This is a genomic window from Paenibacillus sp. 23TSA30-6, assembly GCF_014858585.1.
Classification (GTDB): domain Bacteria; phylum Bacillota; class Bacilli; order Paenibacillales; family Paenibacillaceae; genus Paenibacillus.
In genome coordinates this window covers 57,800-73,537 of record NZ_SLTL01000001.1, presented here as the reverse complement: position 1 = coordinate 73,537, position 15,738 = coordinate 57,800, and the positions used below count along the sequence as shown (strand labels likewise).

General features: G+C 46.4%; 14 protein-coding genes. 6 read left to right on the top strand and 8 right to left on the bottom strand.

Annotated features, from left to right (window positions below; translation table 11 throughout):
• Nucleotides 1–89 precede the first annotated feature (89 nt).
• The 4 genes from queC to queF all read left to right on the top strand — a co-directional run bounded on the left by queC (nucleotide 90) and on the right by queF (nucleotide 3,049).
• Nucleotides 90–773, top strand: coding sequence for a 7-cyano-7-deazaguanine synthase QueC (queC, locus tag E0698_RS00365; protein WP_192510236.1), 684 nt, complete (start codon nucleotides 90–92; stop codon nucleotides 771–773).
• The gene (gene queD / locus E0698_RS00360; protein WP_134910856.1) at nucleotides 766–1,257 is read left to right on the top strand and encodes a 6-carboxytetrahydropterin synthase QueD; all 492 of its coding nucleotides are present in this window, start codon (nucleotides 766–768) and stop codon (nucleotides 1,255–1,257) included. The genes queC and queD overlap by 8 nt, the downstream gene beginning before the upstream one ends.
• Complete coding sequence (gene queE, locus E0698_RS00355; protein ID WP_192510235.1) at nucleotides 1,250–2,128, top strand: 7-carboxy-7-deazaguanine synthase QueE; 879 nt, start codon at nucleotides 1,250–1,252, stop codon at nucleotides 2,126–2,128. Before queD ends, queE begins: the two co-directional genes overlap by 8 nt.
• 423 nt (nucleotides 2,129–2,551) lie before the next feature.
• Nucleotides 2,552–3,049, top strand: a complete 498-nt coding sequence (gene queF / locus E0698_RS00350) for a preQ(1) synthase (RefSeq protein ID WP_192510234.1) — start codon at nucleotides 2,552–2,554, stop codon at nucleotides 3,047–3,049.
• Between the two features lie 169 nt (nucleotides 3,050–3,218).
• On the opposite strand, the gene E0698_RS00345 is transcribed toward queF, so the two are convergent.
• Nucleotides 3,219–4,988, bottom strand: a complete 1,770-nt coding sequence (locus E0698_RS00345) for an acid phosphatase (protein ID WP_192510233.1) — start codon at nucleotides 4,986–4,988, stop codon at nucleotides 3,219–3,221.
• Between the two features lie 375 nt (nucleotides 4,989–5,363).
• Between E0698_RS00345 and E0698_RS00340 the strand changes: the two genes are divergently transcribed.
• Complete coding sequence (locus E0698_RS00340) at nucleotides 5,364–6,632, top strand: MFS transporter (protein WP_192510232.1); 1,269 nt, start codon at nucleotides 5,364–5,366, stop codon at nucleotides 6,630–6,632.
• Between the two features lie 113 nt (nucleotides 6,633–6,745).
• Here the strand turns inward: E0698_RS00340 and E0698_RS00335 are convergent, their stop codons facing one another.
• Nucleotides 6,746–7,660 (bottom strand): EcsC family protein, encoded by a 915-nt coding sequence (locus tag E0698_RS00335; RefSeq protein ID WP_192510231.1) that lies wholly within the window; start codon nucleotides 7,658–7,660, stop codon nucleotides 6,746–6,748.
• Between the two features lie 389 nt (nucleotides 7,661–8,049).
• Nucleotides 8,050–8,478, bottom strand: coding sequence for an Lrp/AsnC family transcriptional regulator (locus E0698_RS00330; protein WP_134910870.1), 429 nt, complete (start codon nucleotides 8,476–8,478; stop codon nucleotides 8,050–8,052).
• 162 nt (nucleotides 8,479–8,640) lie between these two features.
• Here E0698_RS00330 and E0698_RS00325 point away from each other — a divergent pair, with 162 nt between their 5' ends.
• Nucleotides 8,641–9,396 carry an MBL fold metallo-hydrolase gene (locus tag E0698_RS00325; RefSeq protein WP_192510230.1) on the top strand — a complete coding sequence of 252 codons (756 nt, stop codon included), beginning with the start codon at nucleotides 8,641–8,643 and terminating at the stop codon, nucleotides 9,394–9,396.
• Nucleotides 9,397–9,494: 98 nt separating this feature from the next.
• Here the strand turns inward: E0698_RS00325 and mmsB are convergent, their stop codons facing one another.
• The 5 genes from mmsB to E0698_RS00300 all read right to left on the bottom strand — a co-directional run bounded on the left by mmsB (nucleotide 9,495) and on the right by E0698_RS00300 (nucleotide 15,356).
• Nucleotides 9,495–10,658 carry a multiple monosaccharide ABC transporter permease gene (mmsB, locus tag E0698_RS00320; RefSeq protein WP_149094420.1) on the bottom strand — a complete coding sequence of 388 codons (1,164 nt, stop codon included), beginning with the start codon at nucleotides 10,656–10,658 and terminating at the stop codon, nucleotides 9,495–9,497.
• On the bottom strand, nucleotides 10,642–12,192 hold the full coding sequence (gene mmsA / locus E0698_RS00315; RefSeq protein WP_192510229.1) for a multiple monosaccharide ABC transporter ATP-binding protein: 1,551 nt from the start codon (nucleotides 12,190–12,192) through the stop codon (nucleotides 10,642–10,644). The genes mmsB and mmsA overlap by 17 nt, the downstream gene beginning before the upstream one ends.
• Before the next feature lie 34 nt (nucleotides 12,193–12,226).
• The gene (gene chvE, locus E0698_RS00310) at nucleotides 12,227–13,312 is read right to left on the bottom strand and encodes a multiple monosaccharide ABC transporter substrate-binding protein (RefSeq protein WP_192510228.1); all 1,086 of its coding nucleotides are present in this window, start codon (nucleotides 13,310–13,312) and stop codon (nucleotides 12,227–12,229) included.
• Nucleotides 13,313–13,711: 399 nt separating this feature from the next.
• Nucleotides 13,712–14,617 (bottom strand): hypothetical protein, encoded by a 906-nt coding sequence (locus E0698_RS00305; protein ID WP_192510227.1) that lies wholly within the window; start codon nucleotides 14,615–14,617, stop codon nucleotides 13,712–13,714.
• 10 nt (nucleotides 14,618–14,627) lie between these two features.
• The gene (locus E0698_RS00300) at nucleotides 14,628–15,356 is read right to left on the bottom strand and encodes a DUF4145 domain-containing protein (protein WP_192510226.1); all 729 of its coding nucleotides are present in this window, start codon (nucleotides 15,354–15,356) and stop codon (nucleotides 14,628–14,630) included.
• Nucleotides 15,357–15,738: the final 382 nt, after the last annotated feature.

Below are 15,738 nucleotides of genomic sequence, written 5' to 3'. Positions count from 1 at the left end.
TTTGTTGAAGTCGGTTCAAGAACTCTCCTTCTTCCAAGTGACAAGACCCTGTGTCTTACACCATTCCAAGAAGATCGAGAGGTTTTTTTATGTTTACCAACGAAAAAGCAGTCGTCGTATTCAGCGGCGGCCAAGACAGCACGACCTGTTTATTTTGGGCGAAAAAATATTTTGCCGAAGTAGAAACGGTGACGTTCGATTACGGTCAACGCCACAAGCAGGAAATCGAAGTAGCGGCCGGGATTGCCCACGAGCTGGGTGTTCCACAATCGGTACTGGATATGAGCCTGCTCAATCAATTAGCCCCCAATGCACTTACACGCACTGACATTGACATTACTCAGCAGGAAGGCGAGCTGCCCAGCACCTTTGTAGACGGCCGCAATCTACTGTTCCTCAGCTTCGCAGCGGTGCTCGCCAAGCAAAAAGGAGCCCGCCATATCATTACAGGCGTATGCGAGACGGATTTTAGCGGCTATCCCGATTGCCGTGATTCGTTTATTAAGTCACTGAACGTCACTTTAAATCTTTCCATGGACTATCCATTTGTCATTCATACCCCGCTCATGTGGTTGAATAAAGCCGAAACCTGGCAAATGGCCGATGAGCTGGAGGCCTTTGAATTTGTAAGAACACGTACACTAACATGCTATAACGGCATAATTGGAGATGGCTGTGGCGAATGCCCTGCCTGCAAACTGCGCCGCGCCGGGCTGGAACAGTATCTGGCTGTACGCGAAGCTTCGTCGCAAGGAGTTGAAGGCCATGCGTGAGCCGGGCACCTTTCGTATCGTCGAAAAGCTCCAGCAGTTCGGGACGGACATTGAACGCTCCCAGCTACGTTACCACCGTAAACGTGTACTGGTCAGCAAGCAATTTACGTTCGATGCAGCACACCATCTGCACTGCTACGAAGGCAAATGCAAAAATCTGCACGGACATACTTATATCGTCGTTTTCGGCATTAGCGGTATACCGGGTGAAACCGGCCTGACCCTTGATTTTGGTGATATCAAAACAATCTGGAAAGAGCGGATCGAACCTTATCTGGATCACCGCTACCTGAATGAGACACTGCCTCCGATGAATACAACAGCGGAAAATATGGTCGTCTGGATCTTCGAACAAATGGAATCCGCCCTGACCTCGGAAGTATACCGCAATCGTGTGGAAGGCGGACGCACTGAATTTGTGCGGTTGTTCGAAACACCTACCAGCTACGCCGAATTCCGACGGGAGTGGATGCTGGATGAGTAATACCACGGCGACTCACCAAGCAGCCGTACCTTCCCGGGGAATGAAAACAGCCCCTATCCCTGTACTGGAGGTGTTTGGTCCTACCGTTCAGGGCGAAGGCATGGTTATTGGGCGTAAAACGATGTTTGTACGTACCGCAGGCTGCGATTACCACTGCTCATGGTGCGATTCCGCCTTTACCTGGGACGGCAGCGCCAAGGATCAGATCCGTCGTCTCAGCGCCGCAGACATTTGGCAGGAGCTTCAAGCCATCGGTGGCACACGGTTTTCACATGTAACCCTTTCCGGGGGCAACCCGGCCCTGCTCCCGCAGCTTGGAGAGCTGATTACCCTGCTGCGAAGCCAAAGCATTGCCACCGCCGTCGAAACTCAAGGCTCCCGCTGGCAGGAATGGCTGTATGATATCGACGAGGTGACCCTGTCGCCCAAACCGCCCAGCTCTGGTATGACGACCAACTGGGACGTGCTGGATGACATCGTAGCCCGCCTGTCAAATCGGAAGATTACTGATTGGAAGACAGCTGGAGAGCCCTCGTCAGCGTCCAACTTCTCTACCGCAACGTGCACGAAGGAAGCTGCTAATGAATCAGTGAGATTCTACCACGGAGCATGCAGCTTGAAGGTCGTCATATTCGATGACATTGATCTCGCATATGCACGCACCGTTCACGAGCGTTATCCACATGTACCGCTGTTCCTCCAGACCGGCAATCCAGATGTGAACACGGAGAACACCGGACAGATCGCGGAGTCCCTTTTACACCGTTATGAATGGCTTATTGACCGTGTCATGGACGATTCACGTCTGAACGACGTACGGGTACTCCCGCAGCTCCACACCCTCGTATGGGGCAACAAACGCGGCGTATAACACTATATGCAATATTTATATCGTCTGTGCTGTATATGCACTCTAAAATCAATAGAGCTGCTTCTTTGAGAGTGTGAAATAAAAGAAGAGAAACCCTCGTCCAAAGGACGGGGCTTCTCAACAATAATAATGCTCCTTTAATCAAGGAGCAAGCGTTTTTGACACTACTCACCCATATGTAAACGAGTAGGGACTTTATGGTGTTGACGGCGGTCGGCAGCGGAGCGGAGGATTTGAAGCTGGAGAAGCGTTAGCGTTCGCCTTTGAAATGGGATTCTAACCTATACATCTTTTACCTAATCCAAAAGAATCCCATTTCAACAGCGATCGGAAGCTCAAATCCTTCGCAGAGCGTCACCTAACCTCCCCATCACTATAACTCCCATCTCGTTTACCAAACTAAACTTAAGGAGCCTCACCACTATGACCGGAAGAACACCCGAAGAAATGACCGATGTTACCCTACTTGGCAATCAAGGCACCCAATACACCTTTGCCTATGATTCCGCCATTCTTGAAAGCTTTGATAATAAGCATCCGTACCGCGACTATTTTGTAAAGTTCAATTGCCCGGAGTTCACCAGCCTGTGTCCAATTACAGGACAGCCGGATTTTGCCACCATCTACATCAGCTACATTCCCGATATTAAAATGGTCGAAAGCAAGTCCCTCAAGCTGTACCTGTTCAGCTTCCGCAACCACGGCGATTTCCATGAGGACTGCGTCAATATCATCATGAATGACTTGATTAAGCTGATGGACCCTCGCTACATTGAAGTATGGGGCAAATTCACGCCACGCGGCGGTATCTCTATCGACCCGTACACCAACTACGGCAAACCGGGAACGAAGTACGAGCAGATAGCGGAGCACCGTATGATGAATCATGATATGTACCCGGAAAAGGTCGATAATCGTTAACATTTTACACCAAGTTCACTAATCAATGATTTGCTATTGTAAAGATACTTAAAACCTAATATGCCCCTCATTAAACAGTGAAGTGCACCCTTAGAATAGACATGGGAATAACCCTTCCGTTATCCGATGAATTCTAAAGGTGCACTTCAATTGTTGTATACCGAGTTTATTACTTTGTAACTTTTAACTGAATACTGTCAGCTTTATAGACAACCTTCACTTTGTACTTGCTTGGTAAGCCTGTGGTTTCAATGGAAGTAAATGCTCCATTTCGTTTGCCATAATTCATGATCGTGGCACCGTTAGCTGGTACATATTTATTTGAAAAATTCAGACGCAATTTCCCATTAGGTATTGCAGTGCCTTTAATTTTGAGCAAATCATTTTTACTCTGAAGGTTGAGCTCAAGTGTGCCCTTGGCAGATTGTTTGTAATTGCCGCCGATGATCAGCTTTCCAGCAACATTTTCAGTGAGGGTACCCCCGTTGTTCGTAACATCCCCACTTCCGAAAGCCGTTTCCGAATTCCCCTCAAGTGTGCCTTGGTCGAGCTGTGTACCGCCAGAATACGTATTGTTGCCCATCAGCTTCAACGTACCTGTACCCTTTTTGGCCAGCTTTCCAACGCCGGAAATATTGTTGCGCCAGCGATCCAAAGCATTGAAACCGCCTTTGGAAGCGTCCATGGTCACGGTAACGTTATTGGCGAATGCACCATAACCATCTGCGGCGGCAAAGAGATTAAGCCGTCCCCATCCCTCAGCATCATCCAGTACAGGATAGCCGGAAGGAAGACCTGTAGTAGCCAAAACCCAACGGCGTTGTGTGCTGTCCAGGTAAGGCAGACGTGTTTCCAGCAGCACCTCAGCTCCCTTAGGCACCGTCATTGCAGTCGTGGTCGGGTTAATTGGACTAAATCCGTATGTCAATCGTTCAGTATAGCTTTTTTTATTGGCAGAGTAATTACTGAACCGATCCGAGGCTGTACCCGTTTGCGTTAACAATTTACTGTGAGCATCCTGATAAGCTGCTTTCTTTAAACTGCTATTGGCCGGATCAGACAGGATGGCAGCCGCCGTCGCAGTTGCCATGACGCGCCCTCCCATAACATCAAATGGCGAATGCATACCGGCAACAATACGGTTGTTGCCCAGCTCCGAAGCTCGCGTCAGCAATTCCTGATAACGTTCTGGTACGGCATAGGCCATAGCAATAGCGCTAAGATACGCGGCATTGGTATGCCCACTAGGAAAACCGCCATCCTTGCTCGGATCAGAATTTTGCGCGGGCAGCAGGGTTGGAACCACGACTGAATTATTGCTCCAACGAAACGGACGAGGATAGCTAAAATAAGCCTTGGCCGAGCTCGTCGAAGAGTAATCACCACGCAAGGTATTGACCAAATTCACGATATTGCCAAGAGCGGAACTCGTACTGCCTGCATTGGTTCCGGCATCTTCATATTTTTTAGTCAAGGCATCTGCCGGAATGTCATTGATTGTTGTAGTTGCCCCTGCATTCTTTCGATATACATCGGTAAGCGAACCCAGACCGTCGATCACACTGTAGCTCTGATTTCTGCGATCATCCAAATAAGCCGCATCTGCCTCACTGGAAGTACGGCGAGCAGCAATATCAATAACTTTTTGAATATTGGCGTCCAGTACGCTACTATTCAGCTTGGAACCTGTATCCCAGGTAGCGCCGGGAGTCCAAAGTTTATTAAATCCGGAAAGCAACCCGAGTGTCGGATTTGAACTTTCCGTTTTATTATCAGAATTATTATTTTTGTAATGATCTACGAAATATCCCCAAGACGGCTCTGGCGCAGTTACCGTTGTTGGTAGGGTTGCCGCACTCGCATAACTTCCACCCAGGGAACCTATAAGTAAGGGTACAGATAATAAAGCAACTGATAACGGTTTCCTTAACAATTTCATTCTCAAATCATATCCTCTCTTGTGCTCTTCATGCGTTCTCTACAAAGCTATCACCTATACAACAAGTTGTATGATATAAAGAATCATATCTTAAGTTTGTTAAATGAAGGGTATGGTTTTGTTAAAAGAAAAAAGGGCATCCCCAGAGCCGCACATACGGACTCTTGAGACACCCTTGTTTAGTCTGTTATAGAAAAGATAGTTTTAATTTCCATGTGACGTGTAGAATATCCAACTAAGTCAAGCAATTGCGAGTATGCAGCAGGATGAGAAAGAACCACCGAGTAAAGGCGGCCTTTATGCCCCTTTCAGACATTTGCTGCAAACGGATCGCTTCCTATATCTTAAAATATACATACATAACCGGAGGTTGCCATGACTACTAAATCTGCTACAAAAAAAGAAACGGGCCAATCGCTCCCTTTGCCGGGACCTCAAGCGAAGGGCACCGTTTTTGCGATACTGATTGCCATCAGCTTCGTTCATCTGTTCAATGACTCGATTCAATCGGTCATTCCTGCGATCTTTCCGATCTTAAAAGAATCCATGAGCCTGAGCTACACGCAAATCGGCTGGATTTCATTCGCCATCAATTTTACAGCTTCGATCATGCAGCCAGTCATTGGTTTATTTTCGGACAAACGACCTACGCCCGCGATCCTTCCGATCGGCATGGGCTTTACGCTGACAGGCATGCTGCTGCTCGCCTATGCTGCCGATTATAAAGCAGTGCTCATCGCGGTCATCTTCGTGGGTCTGGGCTCGGCTGCCTTTCACCCGGAAGGCTCGCGGGTATCCCACATGGCGGCCGGACCTCGTCGGGGGCTGGCTCAGTCCATTTTCCAGGTCGGCGGCAATGCGGGCCAATCGCTGGCACCCATGCTTACGAGCTGGATTTTTATCCCGTTAGGGCAATTTGGCGCCATCTGGTTCACAGGTATTGCTGCCGCAGGAATTGTGGTGCAGTCGTTCATCGCTCGCTGGTATGGTAACGTCCTGCGCACCGAAGGCTATGCACGTAAAAAAGCGGTGGCACGCCAGATGAAGCCCGAAGTACGCAACCGTATTATGTTTGCCATGATTGTTCTCATACTGCTGGTATTCGTCCGTTCGTGGTATTCGACCTCGGTCGGCAGCTACTATTCGTTTTACCTGATGGAAGTGTTTAAAATGCCTCTGGCTGATGCACAACTGTACATTTTCCTGTTTCTCGGAGCTGGTGCGCTAGGCACCTTCTTTGGCGGCCCGCTGGCGGACCGTTTTGGTAAACGTAATATGATTTTCCTGTCCATGGTATTGGCCGCACCTCTTGCACTGTTGCTGCCTTACGCCAACCAATTCTGGACCGCTATCCTGTTGCCGATCATCGGATTTATTATGCTGTCGAGCTTTTCGATTACGGTCGTATATGCGCAAATGCTCGTTCCCGGCAAAATCGGAACCGTCTCCGGTCTGATCACGGGCCTCGCTTTTGGCCTCGGCGGTGTAGGTGCGCTCGTGCTCGGCAACTGGATTGATAAGGTAGGCATCACCAATATCATGTTCCTGTGCGGCTTTTTGCCTCTGCTCGGTATTTTGACATTCCTGCTTCCTACTGATAAAACCTTAAACCGCTGGGCGGAAGAAAACGGAGCCGAAGTGTAACAGGTAACCGTGTGGCGGCCATCCCGGCCGCTTCACACCTTCGTAGTCGCCTAACCTGATTCCCCCACCAAGCAAGCCAAAAAGCATACCCTCTTCTATCCCGAATCATCCAGTCAACTCTCTTCTTCCGCCAAACGTATCAAAATACGGCGCTTCCTGTATAGCATTTTACCCGCTTCAGCTACATCACGAATAGCACTTCGGTTGGCAATGGAGCCGAACAAAATGCCTGCAATCGGGATCATCTGGAGCAGCTTTTTCCATCCAAACTGATCGCGGTACGTATTAACGACTTCTCTCCATCCCTGCATCTGGGAAAAGACCTGCGCCTGGCGTGAAGGATCATCAAACAAGGCCAGTTCCTCCAGCACAGCCTTTTTACCGACAATATCAGATGAAGCAAATTGCATACATTTAATTATAAAAATGCGTTCCTGCTTCTCATCAGGATTGAAGCCGTAGCATAAGGCCATTTCCTGAAGCACTTTGAGTGACAATCCGAGTAAAATAGGAATATCCGCCGCAATGGTAAACACACCGCCGATCCCCGTTGTTGCTCCCTGAGCGGTGGCAAAGGTGATGCGACCTGACGTAATATCGTCAGCGGTCTGATCCATGATCGTTAGCGGCAGCTCAGCCGCCTGCTTCAATCCCCACGTCGGTTCAGGGCTAACGTCCGAATCCGCGTTTTCCCTATCATGAAGCCGATCCTGCATATCAGAAGTGGAATCCGCGCCATTTTGCCGAATCACATGTTCACGGGCCGTCTTTTTCAGCTTGTTCAGAACCGTTTCTTCTTTCACCAGATATTTACCGCCGTTTTGAATGAAGCTTCCCAGCTCGTTAAGCAGCTGTTCCAGCTTGTCCTTAATCATTTTGGGCGTCAGTCGATCCAGTAGCATAAAAGGCCATCTGCCGAGCTTTTCCCAGAAAAAAATATCCTTTTGCGCCTTCTCCCACGCCTCAATGGTCTTCAATTCATGACGCAATCGTTCCTGACTTTCCCGAAATGCTGTAACCTGCTTCATAGAAGTACACGTCTCCTTTAAACCATGCTTATTTATGTAATGGGTAATACGTAAGTAAGATGAGTTCAGGTTTCTTTTTTAGCCAATTAGATGTTAACATCGTTTTAGCCAATTGCAGGCTTGACCGAAGCTTCGTTTTACGTAACAATAATTCCTAATATGTACAAAAATACGTACAGATCGGAGTCTACCCATGAACAAACCTGCATTCACCTCACAGCCTTCCTCTACTACTGACGTGGAACTCGTCCCTTACCATTGTGAGCATAACGCCATTTTACATACCTTTTATTTACCTGAGGATCAGCAGCAGTTTACCGGAATGCCGGATAAAATGCTGGTACTGGCCAAGCAAAAAAACTCCCGGCATAAGCGCCGGGAGTCCTTTATCATTCAATTTCTCCTATCGAAAAGCTTAGTTTGTAATTTCCGAATTTAGTTAATTCATCCAGCATAGCAGCTAACTCTGACTGCGAGGACATGCGCAAGCGCATCCAGTAACAGCCCTCCCCACTAACCCGATGAATCTCAACGATATAAGGATGTTCTCGTGCAAAAGCCTGAAAAGCACTGTGAACGGTTCCCGAATTCAAAAACACCGTAATAAAGGCATGGATGGTCTGCCCAATTTTTTCAGGGTTCCAGCGTAGCGTGTAGCCCTCGATGACGCCCGCATCCTGCATTTTTCGAACACGCGCTCCTACGGCTTGCCCTGTCAAATGAACGAGCTGACCGATTTCCTTGTGCGATAAGGAGCTGTCCTCAATCAGATGATGAAGAATGCGCAGATCGGTGTCGTCGGGTACGAATAGTTCCATAGCCATTTTTCCTTTCATAATGAAACGAGAATTCTTGTTTTCCTTTCAGCAGGCCGTAGCCTGTATCTTCTTGCATCAGATATGATTGTAACAGAAACAAACAACTGTCGAATATATTCGGCTTAAAAAATGAATTATTCAATATAAAAGGAGCTTCCAAATATGAAAATCACACTAATCCGCAATGCAACCCTATGGCTGGAGTACGCCGGAGTAAAATTCCTGATCGACCCGATGTTGAGCGAGCTTGGCGTAAATCCGCCTATTCCCAATACGGAAAATGACCGCCGTAATCCGCTGGTTCCATTGCCGCCGCAATGGGAAACGCTTGGACAGCCTGACGTTGTTATCGTTACGCATTTGCACCCGGATCACTGGGACCCGGCAGCAGCGCAATGGCTGGACAAACAGCTTCCTGTCCTCTGCCAGCCCGGAAATGAAGAGCAGATCGCCGCTGACGGTTTTACGCAGGTGACTCCGGTTCGGGTGGTAGGTTCTGTGGGAGAAATTGAGATTATCCGCACAACCGGGCATCATGGTACTGGAGAAATCGGGGAAAAGATGGGCCCCGTTTCAGGCTTTGTATTTCAGGCTCCAGGCGAGCCTGTTGTCTATTTGGCCGGGGACACAATCTGGTGCAGTGAAGTATCAGAAGCACTCGACAAGTACCATCCGGAGTGGACGATTGTGAATGCCGGAGGAGCGCGGTTCACGGTTGGTGATCCAATTACGATGACTACACAGGATGTGACGACGGTTGCGCAACACGCCCCCTATACACAAGTAGTGGCTGTCCATATGGAGGCGATCAATCATTGTCTGCTCACCCGAACTGAGCTATCCGAACATATATGCAACGAAGGACTGAGTGAGCGTGTGCATATTCCAGTAGATGGAGAAAGCTTATCTGATAAATAAGCTCCGCTAGCCTCAAAAACGAACCAACAATGAACCTCCAGCATCCACATTTTAAGTGGGACTGGAGGTTCCTTTTATACGATAATGGAATATGAAGTTTAAGCCGACCTTTTGTTTTTGTTGTAAATATCGAAGGCTACCGCCAGCAGCAGCACCAAGCCCTTGATGCCTTGCTGCCAGTCAATGCCCAGACCGATCAGGGACATGCCGTTATTCAGTACGCCCATAACCAGACCACCGATAATCGCTCCGAAAACCGTTCCGATCCCGCCGGATGCCGAAGCCCCACCGATAAAGCAAGCTGCGATGGCATCCAGCTCAAAGTTCGTACCTGCTCTCGGCGTAGCCGCGTTCAGGCGTGCAGCGAAGATCAGACCGGAAATGGCGGCCAGCACGCCCATGTTGACGAATACCCAGAACGTTACCTTTTTCGTTTTGACACCGGATAGACCCGCCGCCTTTTCATTTCCGCCCAGCGCATACACATGTCGGCCCATAACCGTGCGGTTCATGACGAAGGAGTATACGACGATCAGAATAAACAGCAGCACGAGAATGTTCGGGATCCCCGCGTAGCTCGCGAGCATGAAGGTGAACAGATTGATGACAGCAGCGACCACAATCAGCTTGAGTACAAATAAAGTCTGTGACGGAACCTCGAATCCATATTTAAGCTGGGAACGGCGTTCGCGAAGCTCATTGACGATAAACCATACCGTGAGCGCGATGCCGACAATGACGGATACCAGGTTATAACCGGAAGAAGCGAAATCCGGCAGGAAGCCTGAACTGATTTTTTGAAAGCCACCCGGAAAAGGAGAGATGGATTGACCTTTCAGCACGATCATCGTCAAGCCGCGAAAGAGCAGCATCCCCGCCAACGTCACGATAAACGCCGGAATCCGTACATAAGCGACCCAGAAGCCTTGCCACGCGCCGATCAGCGCTCCGACTACCAAGGATGCAATCACCGCGATCCACGCCGGAAGCTGCCAATCGACCATCATAATGGCTGCAACTGCACCTACAAAAGCAGCTATCGAGCCGACAGACAAATCAATATGTCCCGTGATGATGACCAGCACCATCCCGATGGCGAGCACGAGAATGTAGCTGTTTTGCAGAATCAGATTCGTAATATTAATCGGCTTCAACAGCAGGCCGCCCGTCAGTACCTCGAACAAGATCATTATGACGACCAGCGCAATCATCATGCCATATTGGCGGATGTTATTTTTAAATAGTTTAGTTATGGTTTCCATGCTTCACGCCTCCCGACTTGGTCATATATCTCATCAACGTTTCCTGCGACGCTTCCTCACGGCTAACCTCTCCGGTAATCCGCCCGGCGTTCATGACGTAAATCCGGTCACACAAGCCCAGTACCTCTGGCAGCTCAGACGAAATGACCAGTACACCCTTGCCTTCGGCTGCAAGTCGATGAATAATCGTATAAATTTCATATTTGGCACCTACATCAATGCCACGCGTCGGCTCATCCAGAATCAGAATATCCGGCCCGGCAAAAATCCATTTGCTCAGTACCACCTTCTGCTGATTACCGCCGCTCAGATTGCCCGTTTTCTGTAAAATGCTCGACGCTTTGATGTTCATGCTCTTTTTCATATCCTCGGCAACGATCACTTCCTCCTGCTCATTGACGACAATGCCCTTCGTCAGCTTGTTCAGGCCGGTCAGCGAAATATTGCGCTTGATATCGTCCATCAGAATAAGGCCATACTCCTTGCGATCCTCCGTGACATAGGCAAAACCGTTGTTGATCGCGTCTGTTACCGTGTTGTTCTGGATCGGCTTGCCTTCCTTGATCAGTTGGCCGGAAATGTTGCGTCCATACGACTTGCCAAAGATACTCATCGCCAGCTCGGTCCGTCCCGCCCCCATTAGCCCGGCAATACCGACAATCTCACCGCGCCGGATATTCAAATTCACCTGATCCAGCACCTTGCGCTCCGCATGATGCTCGTGATACACCGTCCAATCCTTCACTTCCAAAATGACCTTGCCAATCTCCGCATGGCGCTCCGGGTAACGGCTGGTCAGATCACGTCCAACCATCCCGCTAATAATCCGGTCCTCCGTGACCTGATCTTTTTTCATATCCAGCGTCTCAATCGTCTTCCCATCCCGCAAAATCGTGATCGAATCCGATACCTTGGCGACCTCATTTAGCTTGTGGGAGATGAGAATGCAGGAAATGCCCTGTCTTTTAAATTCCAGCATCAGATGAAGCAGATTTTCGCTGTCGTCCTCATTCAACGCCGCTGTCGGTTCATCGAGAATAAGCAGCTTCACCTTTTTAGAGAGCGCCTTCGCAATTTCGACCAGTTGTTGCTTCCCGACCCCGATGTTCGTAACCAATGTATTGGGATTTTCGCTTAAGCCGACCTTGGACAGCAGTTCGCGTGTGCCGACAAAAGTCTCTTTCCAATCAATCACGCCGCCGCTGGCGCGTTCGTTGCCCAGATAAATATTTTCCGCAATCGAGAGATACGGGATTAGCGCCAGCTCCTGATGGATAATGACAATACCCAATTCCTCGCTCTGCTTGATATCCTTGAACTCGCACGTTTTACCCTGAAAAACAATATCCCCTTCGTAGGTTCCATGCGGATATACACCGCTCAGTACCTTCATCAGCGTCGATTTGCCCGCACCGTTCTCACCGCACAGGGAATGGATCTCGCCTTCCTTGACCTTGAGATTTACATTTTCCAACGCCTTCACGCCGGGAAAGGTCTTGGTAATTCCCTTCATTTCCAAAATGATTCCAGTCATGGGATACGCTCCTTTCGGTTTGAATAGCCTGCTCTTATTTCAGTCCGATTTGCTCCTTGGTGTAATAATGACTGCCGACAATATCCTTTTCGACATTCGTCCGATCCACCGAGATCGGATCAAGCAAATAAGCAGGAACTACCTTTATTCCGTTGTTATACGATTCGGCATCATTCACTTCCGCTTGCTTGCCCTGTAAAATGCTGTTGGCCATCACTACCGTTTGCTCAGCCAGCTTGCGGGTATCCTTGAACACGGTTTGCGTCTGCTCCCCGGCCACAATCGACTTGATCGAAGCCAGCTCCGCATCCTGCCCCGTAATGATCGGCAGCGGCTTGTTCGCTGTTCCGTAGCCAACCCCTTTGAGGGATGAAATAATGCCGATGCTGATTCCGTCATATGGAGATAACACCGCGTCCAGATTCTCCCCCGAATAGTAGGCGCTCAGCAGATTATCCATTCGCGACTGGGCCAAAGCTCCATCCCACCGCAGCGTAGCGATCTGCGCCATCGTCATTTGCTTGCTGCGCACAACCAGTTTTCCGGAATCGATGTATGGCTTGAGGACAGACATCGCGCCGTTAAAGAAGAAATACGCGTTGTTGTCATCCGGTGAACCGCCGAACAGCTCTACATTGAAGGGGCCTTTGCCTTCTTTGAGTCCCAGCTTTTTCTCAATATATGACGCCTGTAGCACGCCCACCTGAAAATTGTCAAAGGTCGCATAATACGTCAAATACGGCGTGTTTCGAATCAGACGGTCATAGGAAATGACCTGAATCCCCCGGTCGTGCGCCTTCTGGATTACATCCGTCAGTGTGTTCCCATCCACGGAAGCAACCACCATGACATTCACGCCCTTGGTAATCATATTTTCAATTTGGGCAATCTGGTTTTCCACCACGTCCTCGGCGTACTGTAAATCTGTTTTATAGCCTTGTTCTTGAAAAAGCCGGACCATATTCTCTCCGTCCCCTACCCAACGCTCGGACGATTTGGTCGGCATGGAAATGCCCACATAACCTTTTTCCTTGCTGCCCGTTCCACTCTCCGCCAAATTACAGGCCGAAAGCATCAAGGCCAAAACCAGAAGCCAGACGACAATAGCTCCTTTTTTCATATGAAGTTCCCCTTTCCTCATGTGATGCGGGTCATTTTAAAGGTAAGTGCTGATTAGAGAAGAAAATAGATAGCGCTTACAATAGAGTGGCGATGAACGCCTCTCCTTTTTTTATGTGCAACCACATGGTATCATTCCAAGCCAGGAAAGGTCTTTGCTGGTTTTGAACTTTTTTTATAAAATTTTAACCTTTGTGTGGGGGGAGAGAGCTGGGGGGATTAAGTTTGTACTGCTTCGATTGAATTTATAAGTTAATACAACAAAAAAAAGATAACCCTTTAATAATAGAGTTACCTTTATTTCAGTTTTGAAAAATATATGTTTTCTCCATTTAACAATATATAAACAATCTAATTTCATAGTTTTGGCTATATATGAAAATTAACTTTTATTGTTTGTTTAGATTAATTTATTTTGTTCTCGAGTTACAATACTTTCAGCTTCTCTAATTGCACCAGACAGCATTCTGTGGTATGTGATACCCTTTTCTATTTTTTTGTCAAACTTCGTGCCGCCTTTATCAAATACATATCTAACTTTTCTATTAGTAGCTGATATTTTAAATTTTTGCTTCATTACTGATTCTATATCCAAATATGAAAAATATTCAATGTTCTTTTCATTAGTGTATATTAACATTATAACTAAAGCCTGCTCTACAAAGTTCTCTATAGAAGATACATCAATGTATTTCTCCAAATTTAATTCATCCAGAGAAAATTGGAGTAGAGATGACTCTTTAGTTACACGTAGTTTTCTAAGCTTAACATCTTTTTTCTTTGAAGTATTATCAGTTGGAACATAAGATTCACAGTAATCAATCCCAGCTTGCAAAACAAAAAAAGATTTAACACCTTCTTTTTTTTCTGAATGTTCATAAAGATAGCCCTTTTTTATATTTTGGTTAATAACATGACTGGTATTACTTGGTTTCCCCTGTCTAGCTTCCAATAATTTGGTTTCAATCTCTCTTGCTGTTACAGGACCCGATTTTTCAATTTGATCAATATAATATGCCACACCCAATACTCTTTCAACATCGCTTTGAAAATTTTTAGCTTTCAGAAAAGTTATAAGACTCTCGTATGTCTGGCCTGTAGGAAGTGACTGTTGCGGAGTATCTGTATCTAATAAAATATCCACTGATGGTTTTGGTTGCTCTATAACAGTAATTGAAGGAGATACTGAAAGCATAGCTTGTGGTAACAAACTAAAAAATTGTTCGCGTTCACGTTCAATTAACTCGCTATCACCTTCAGCTTCAAATTCGATTTGTCCAAATTTAATTTTGATTCTGTTGGTCATAAACTACCTCCTAAATTTTCAAACCTGATTTATAAAGCAGTTCCTCTAAGCAAGCTCGGTAAGTTTGCTTAATATCATCAATATCTTTCTTTTTTGTATTATAGTAAATTTTGTGCGCAGCATAATTCCCAATTTCTCTTATTGAATTATAATCATTTTTTGATCTAGATATGTGAAGTGTTTTACTTTCAATTGCTTTAGAAACTATTCTTTCAAGCATCACATAATTACCATGTCCATCTTGAATTTCTTGCTTAATTCCATGATGCTCAAAAGAGTGTATTAGTAATATTTCAAAAACACGTCGCATCATCACGGCACATCCATCGTACAAATGGTTTCTATAACACGCATTAACTTGGGTGATCAATCTATCTAAATAAGTTCTGTAGCCTAAAAACAATGTTTCATCTAGGACTTCACTATTAGAGAAAATCTCCTCAGTATTTTCGATATAAGGTTCACATTCAAGCTTTAATGCTTGTTTTATACCAGGAGAGAGTATATATTCTCCGTTGTTACCTACCTTCTTAAAATCTTTCGATTTAGATAAATTAGTTTTCAAACGGGAAACATTAGATATTGGGTGTCCAATTGCACTTAATAGACTGGTAACTTCTTGTAATAAAAATGAATTTTTATTATCAATTTTGTTTTTAAAGTAAGCGGTATACTTAACTTTCTCAATCTCGCTCTTATTAATAAAATCCACTTTTTCTGTAAAATATAAAAATTCCATATTGCAACTCCTATCTTTGCATTACTGAAAAGTCTATATATTTTATGGTGCGTGCTAGTCTTAATCTAAACTATAGCATAAATCCCCTTTTTTTCTACAATTTTTTCCTGGCTTCTGCACCTCAACTATCTTCTTAGTATCTTAATACTGATTTATACGCACTACGATCTCCCCCAATGTATTCGAGTCTACGTGAAGGGGATAACACCACTGTGAACATTCTAGTGCTGTCTTTATATTAGTAAAAATATAACATGCCCTAATGCCCTATATCACAATATGGAAGTCCATATAATAAGATCAATGTTCTCTTTAGAATCTAGATTAAAAAATCCCTTTTTTTCATAAAACAAACTATATTATCCCCTTATTTTTTCCTCAC

Excerpts from the sequence above, each read along its gene's own strand:
- queC (WP_192510236.1), top strand. The coding sequence starts at position 90 with ATGTTTACCAACGAAAAAGCAGTCGTCGTATTCAGCGGCGGCCAAGAC.
- queD (WP_134910856.1), top strand. The coding sequence starts at position 766 with ATGCGTGAGCCGGGCACCTTTCGTATCGTCGAAAAGCTCCAGCAGTTC.
- queE (WP_192510235.1), top strand. The coding sequence starts at position 1,250 with ATGAGTAATACCACGGCGACTCACCAAGCAGCCGTACCTTCCCGGGGA.
- queF (WP_192510234.1), top strand. The coding sequence starts at position 2,552 with ATGACCGGAAGAACACCCGAAGAAATGACCGATGTTACCCTACTTGGC.
- E0698_RS00345 (WP_192510233.1), bottom strand. The coding sequence starts at position 4,988 with ATGAAATTGTTAAGGAAACCGTTATCAGTTGCTTTATTATCTGTACCC.
- E0698_RS00340 (WP_192510232.1), top strand. The coding sequence starts at position 5,364 with ATGACTACTAAATCTGCTACAAAAAAAGAAACGGGCCAATCGCTCCCT.
- E0698_RS00335 (WP_192510231.1), bottom strand. The coding sequence starts at position 7,660 with ATGAAGCAGGTTACAGCATTTCGGGAAAGTCAGGAACGATTGCGTCAT.
- E0698_RS00330 (WP_134910870.1), bottom strand. The coding sequence starts at position 8,478 with ATGGAACTATTCGTACCCGACGACACCGATCTGCGCATTCTTCATCAT.
- E0698_RS00325 (WP_192510230.1), top strand. The coding sequence starts at position 8,641 with ATGAAAATCACACTAATCCGCAATGCAACCCTATGGCTGGAGTACGCC.
- mmsB (WP_149094420.1), bottom strand. The coding sequence starts at position 10,658 with ATGGAAACCATAACTAAACTATTTAAAAATAACATCCGCCAATATGGC.
- mmsA (WP_192510229.1), bottom strand. The coding sequence starts at position 12,192 with ATGACTGGAATCATTTTGGAAATGAAGGGAATTACCAAGACCTTTCCC.
- chvE (WP_192510228.1), bottom strand. The coding sequence starts at position 13,312 with ATGAAAAAAGGAGCTATTGTCGTCTGGCTTCTGGTTTTGGCCTTGATG.
- E0698_RS00305 (WP_192510227.1), bottom strand. The coding sequence starts at position 14,617 with ATGACCAACAGAATCAAAATTAAATTTGGACAAATCGAATTTGAAGCT.
- E0698_RS00300 (WP_192510226.1), bottom strand. The coding sequence starts at position 15,356 with ATGGAATTTTTATATTTTACAGAAAAAGTGGATTTTATTAATAAGAGC.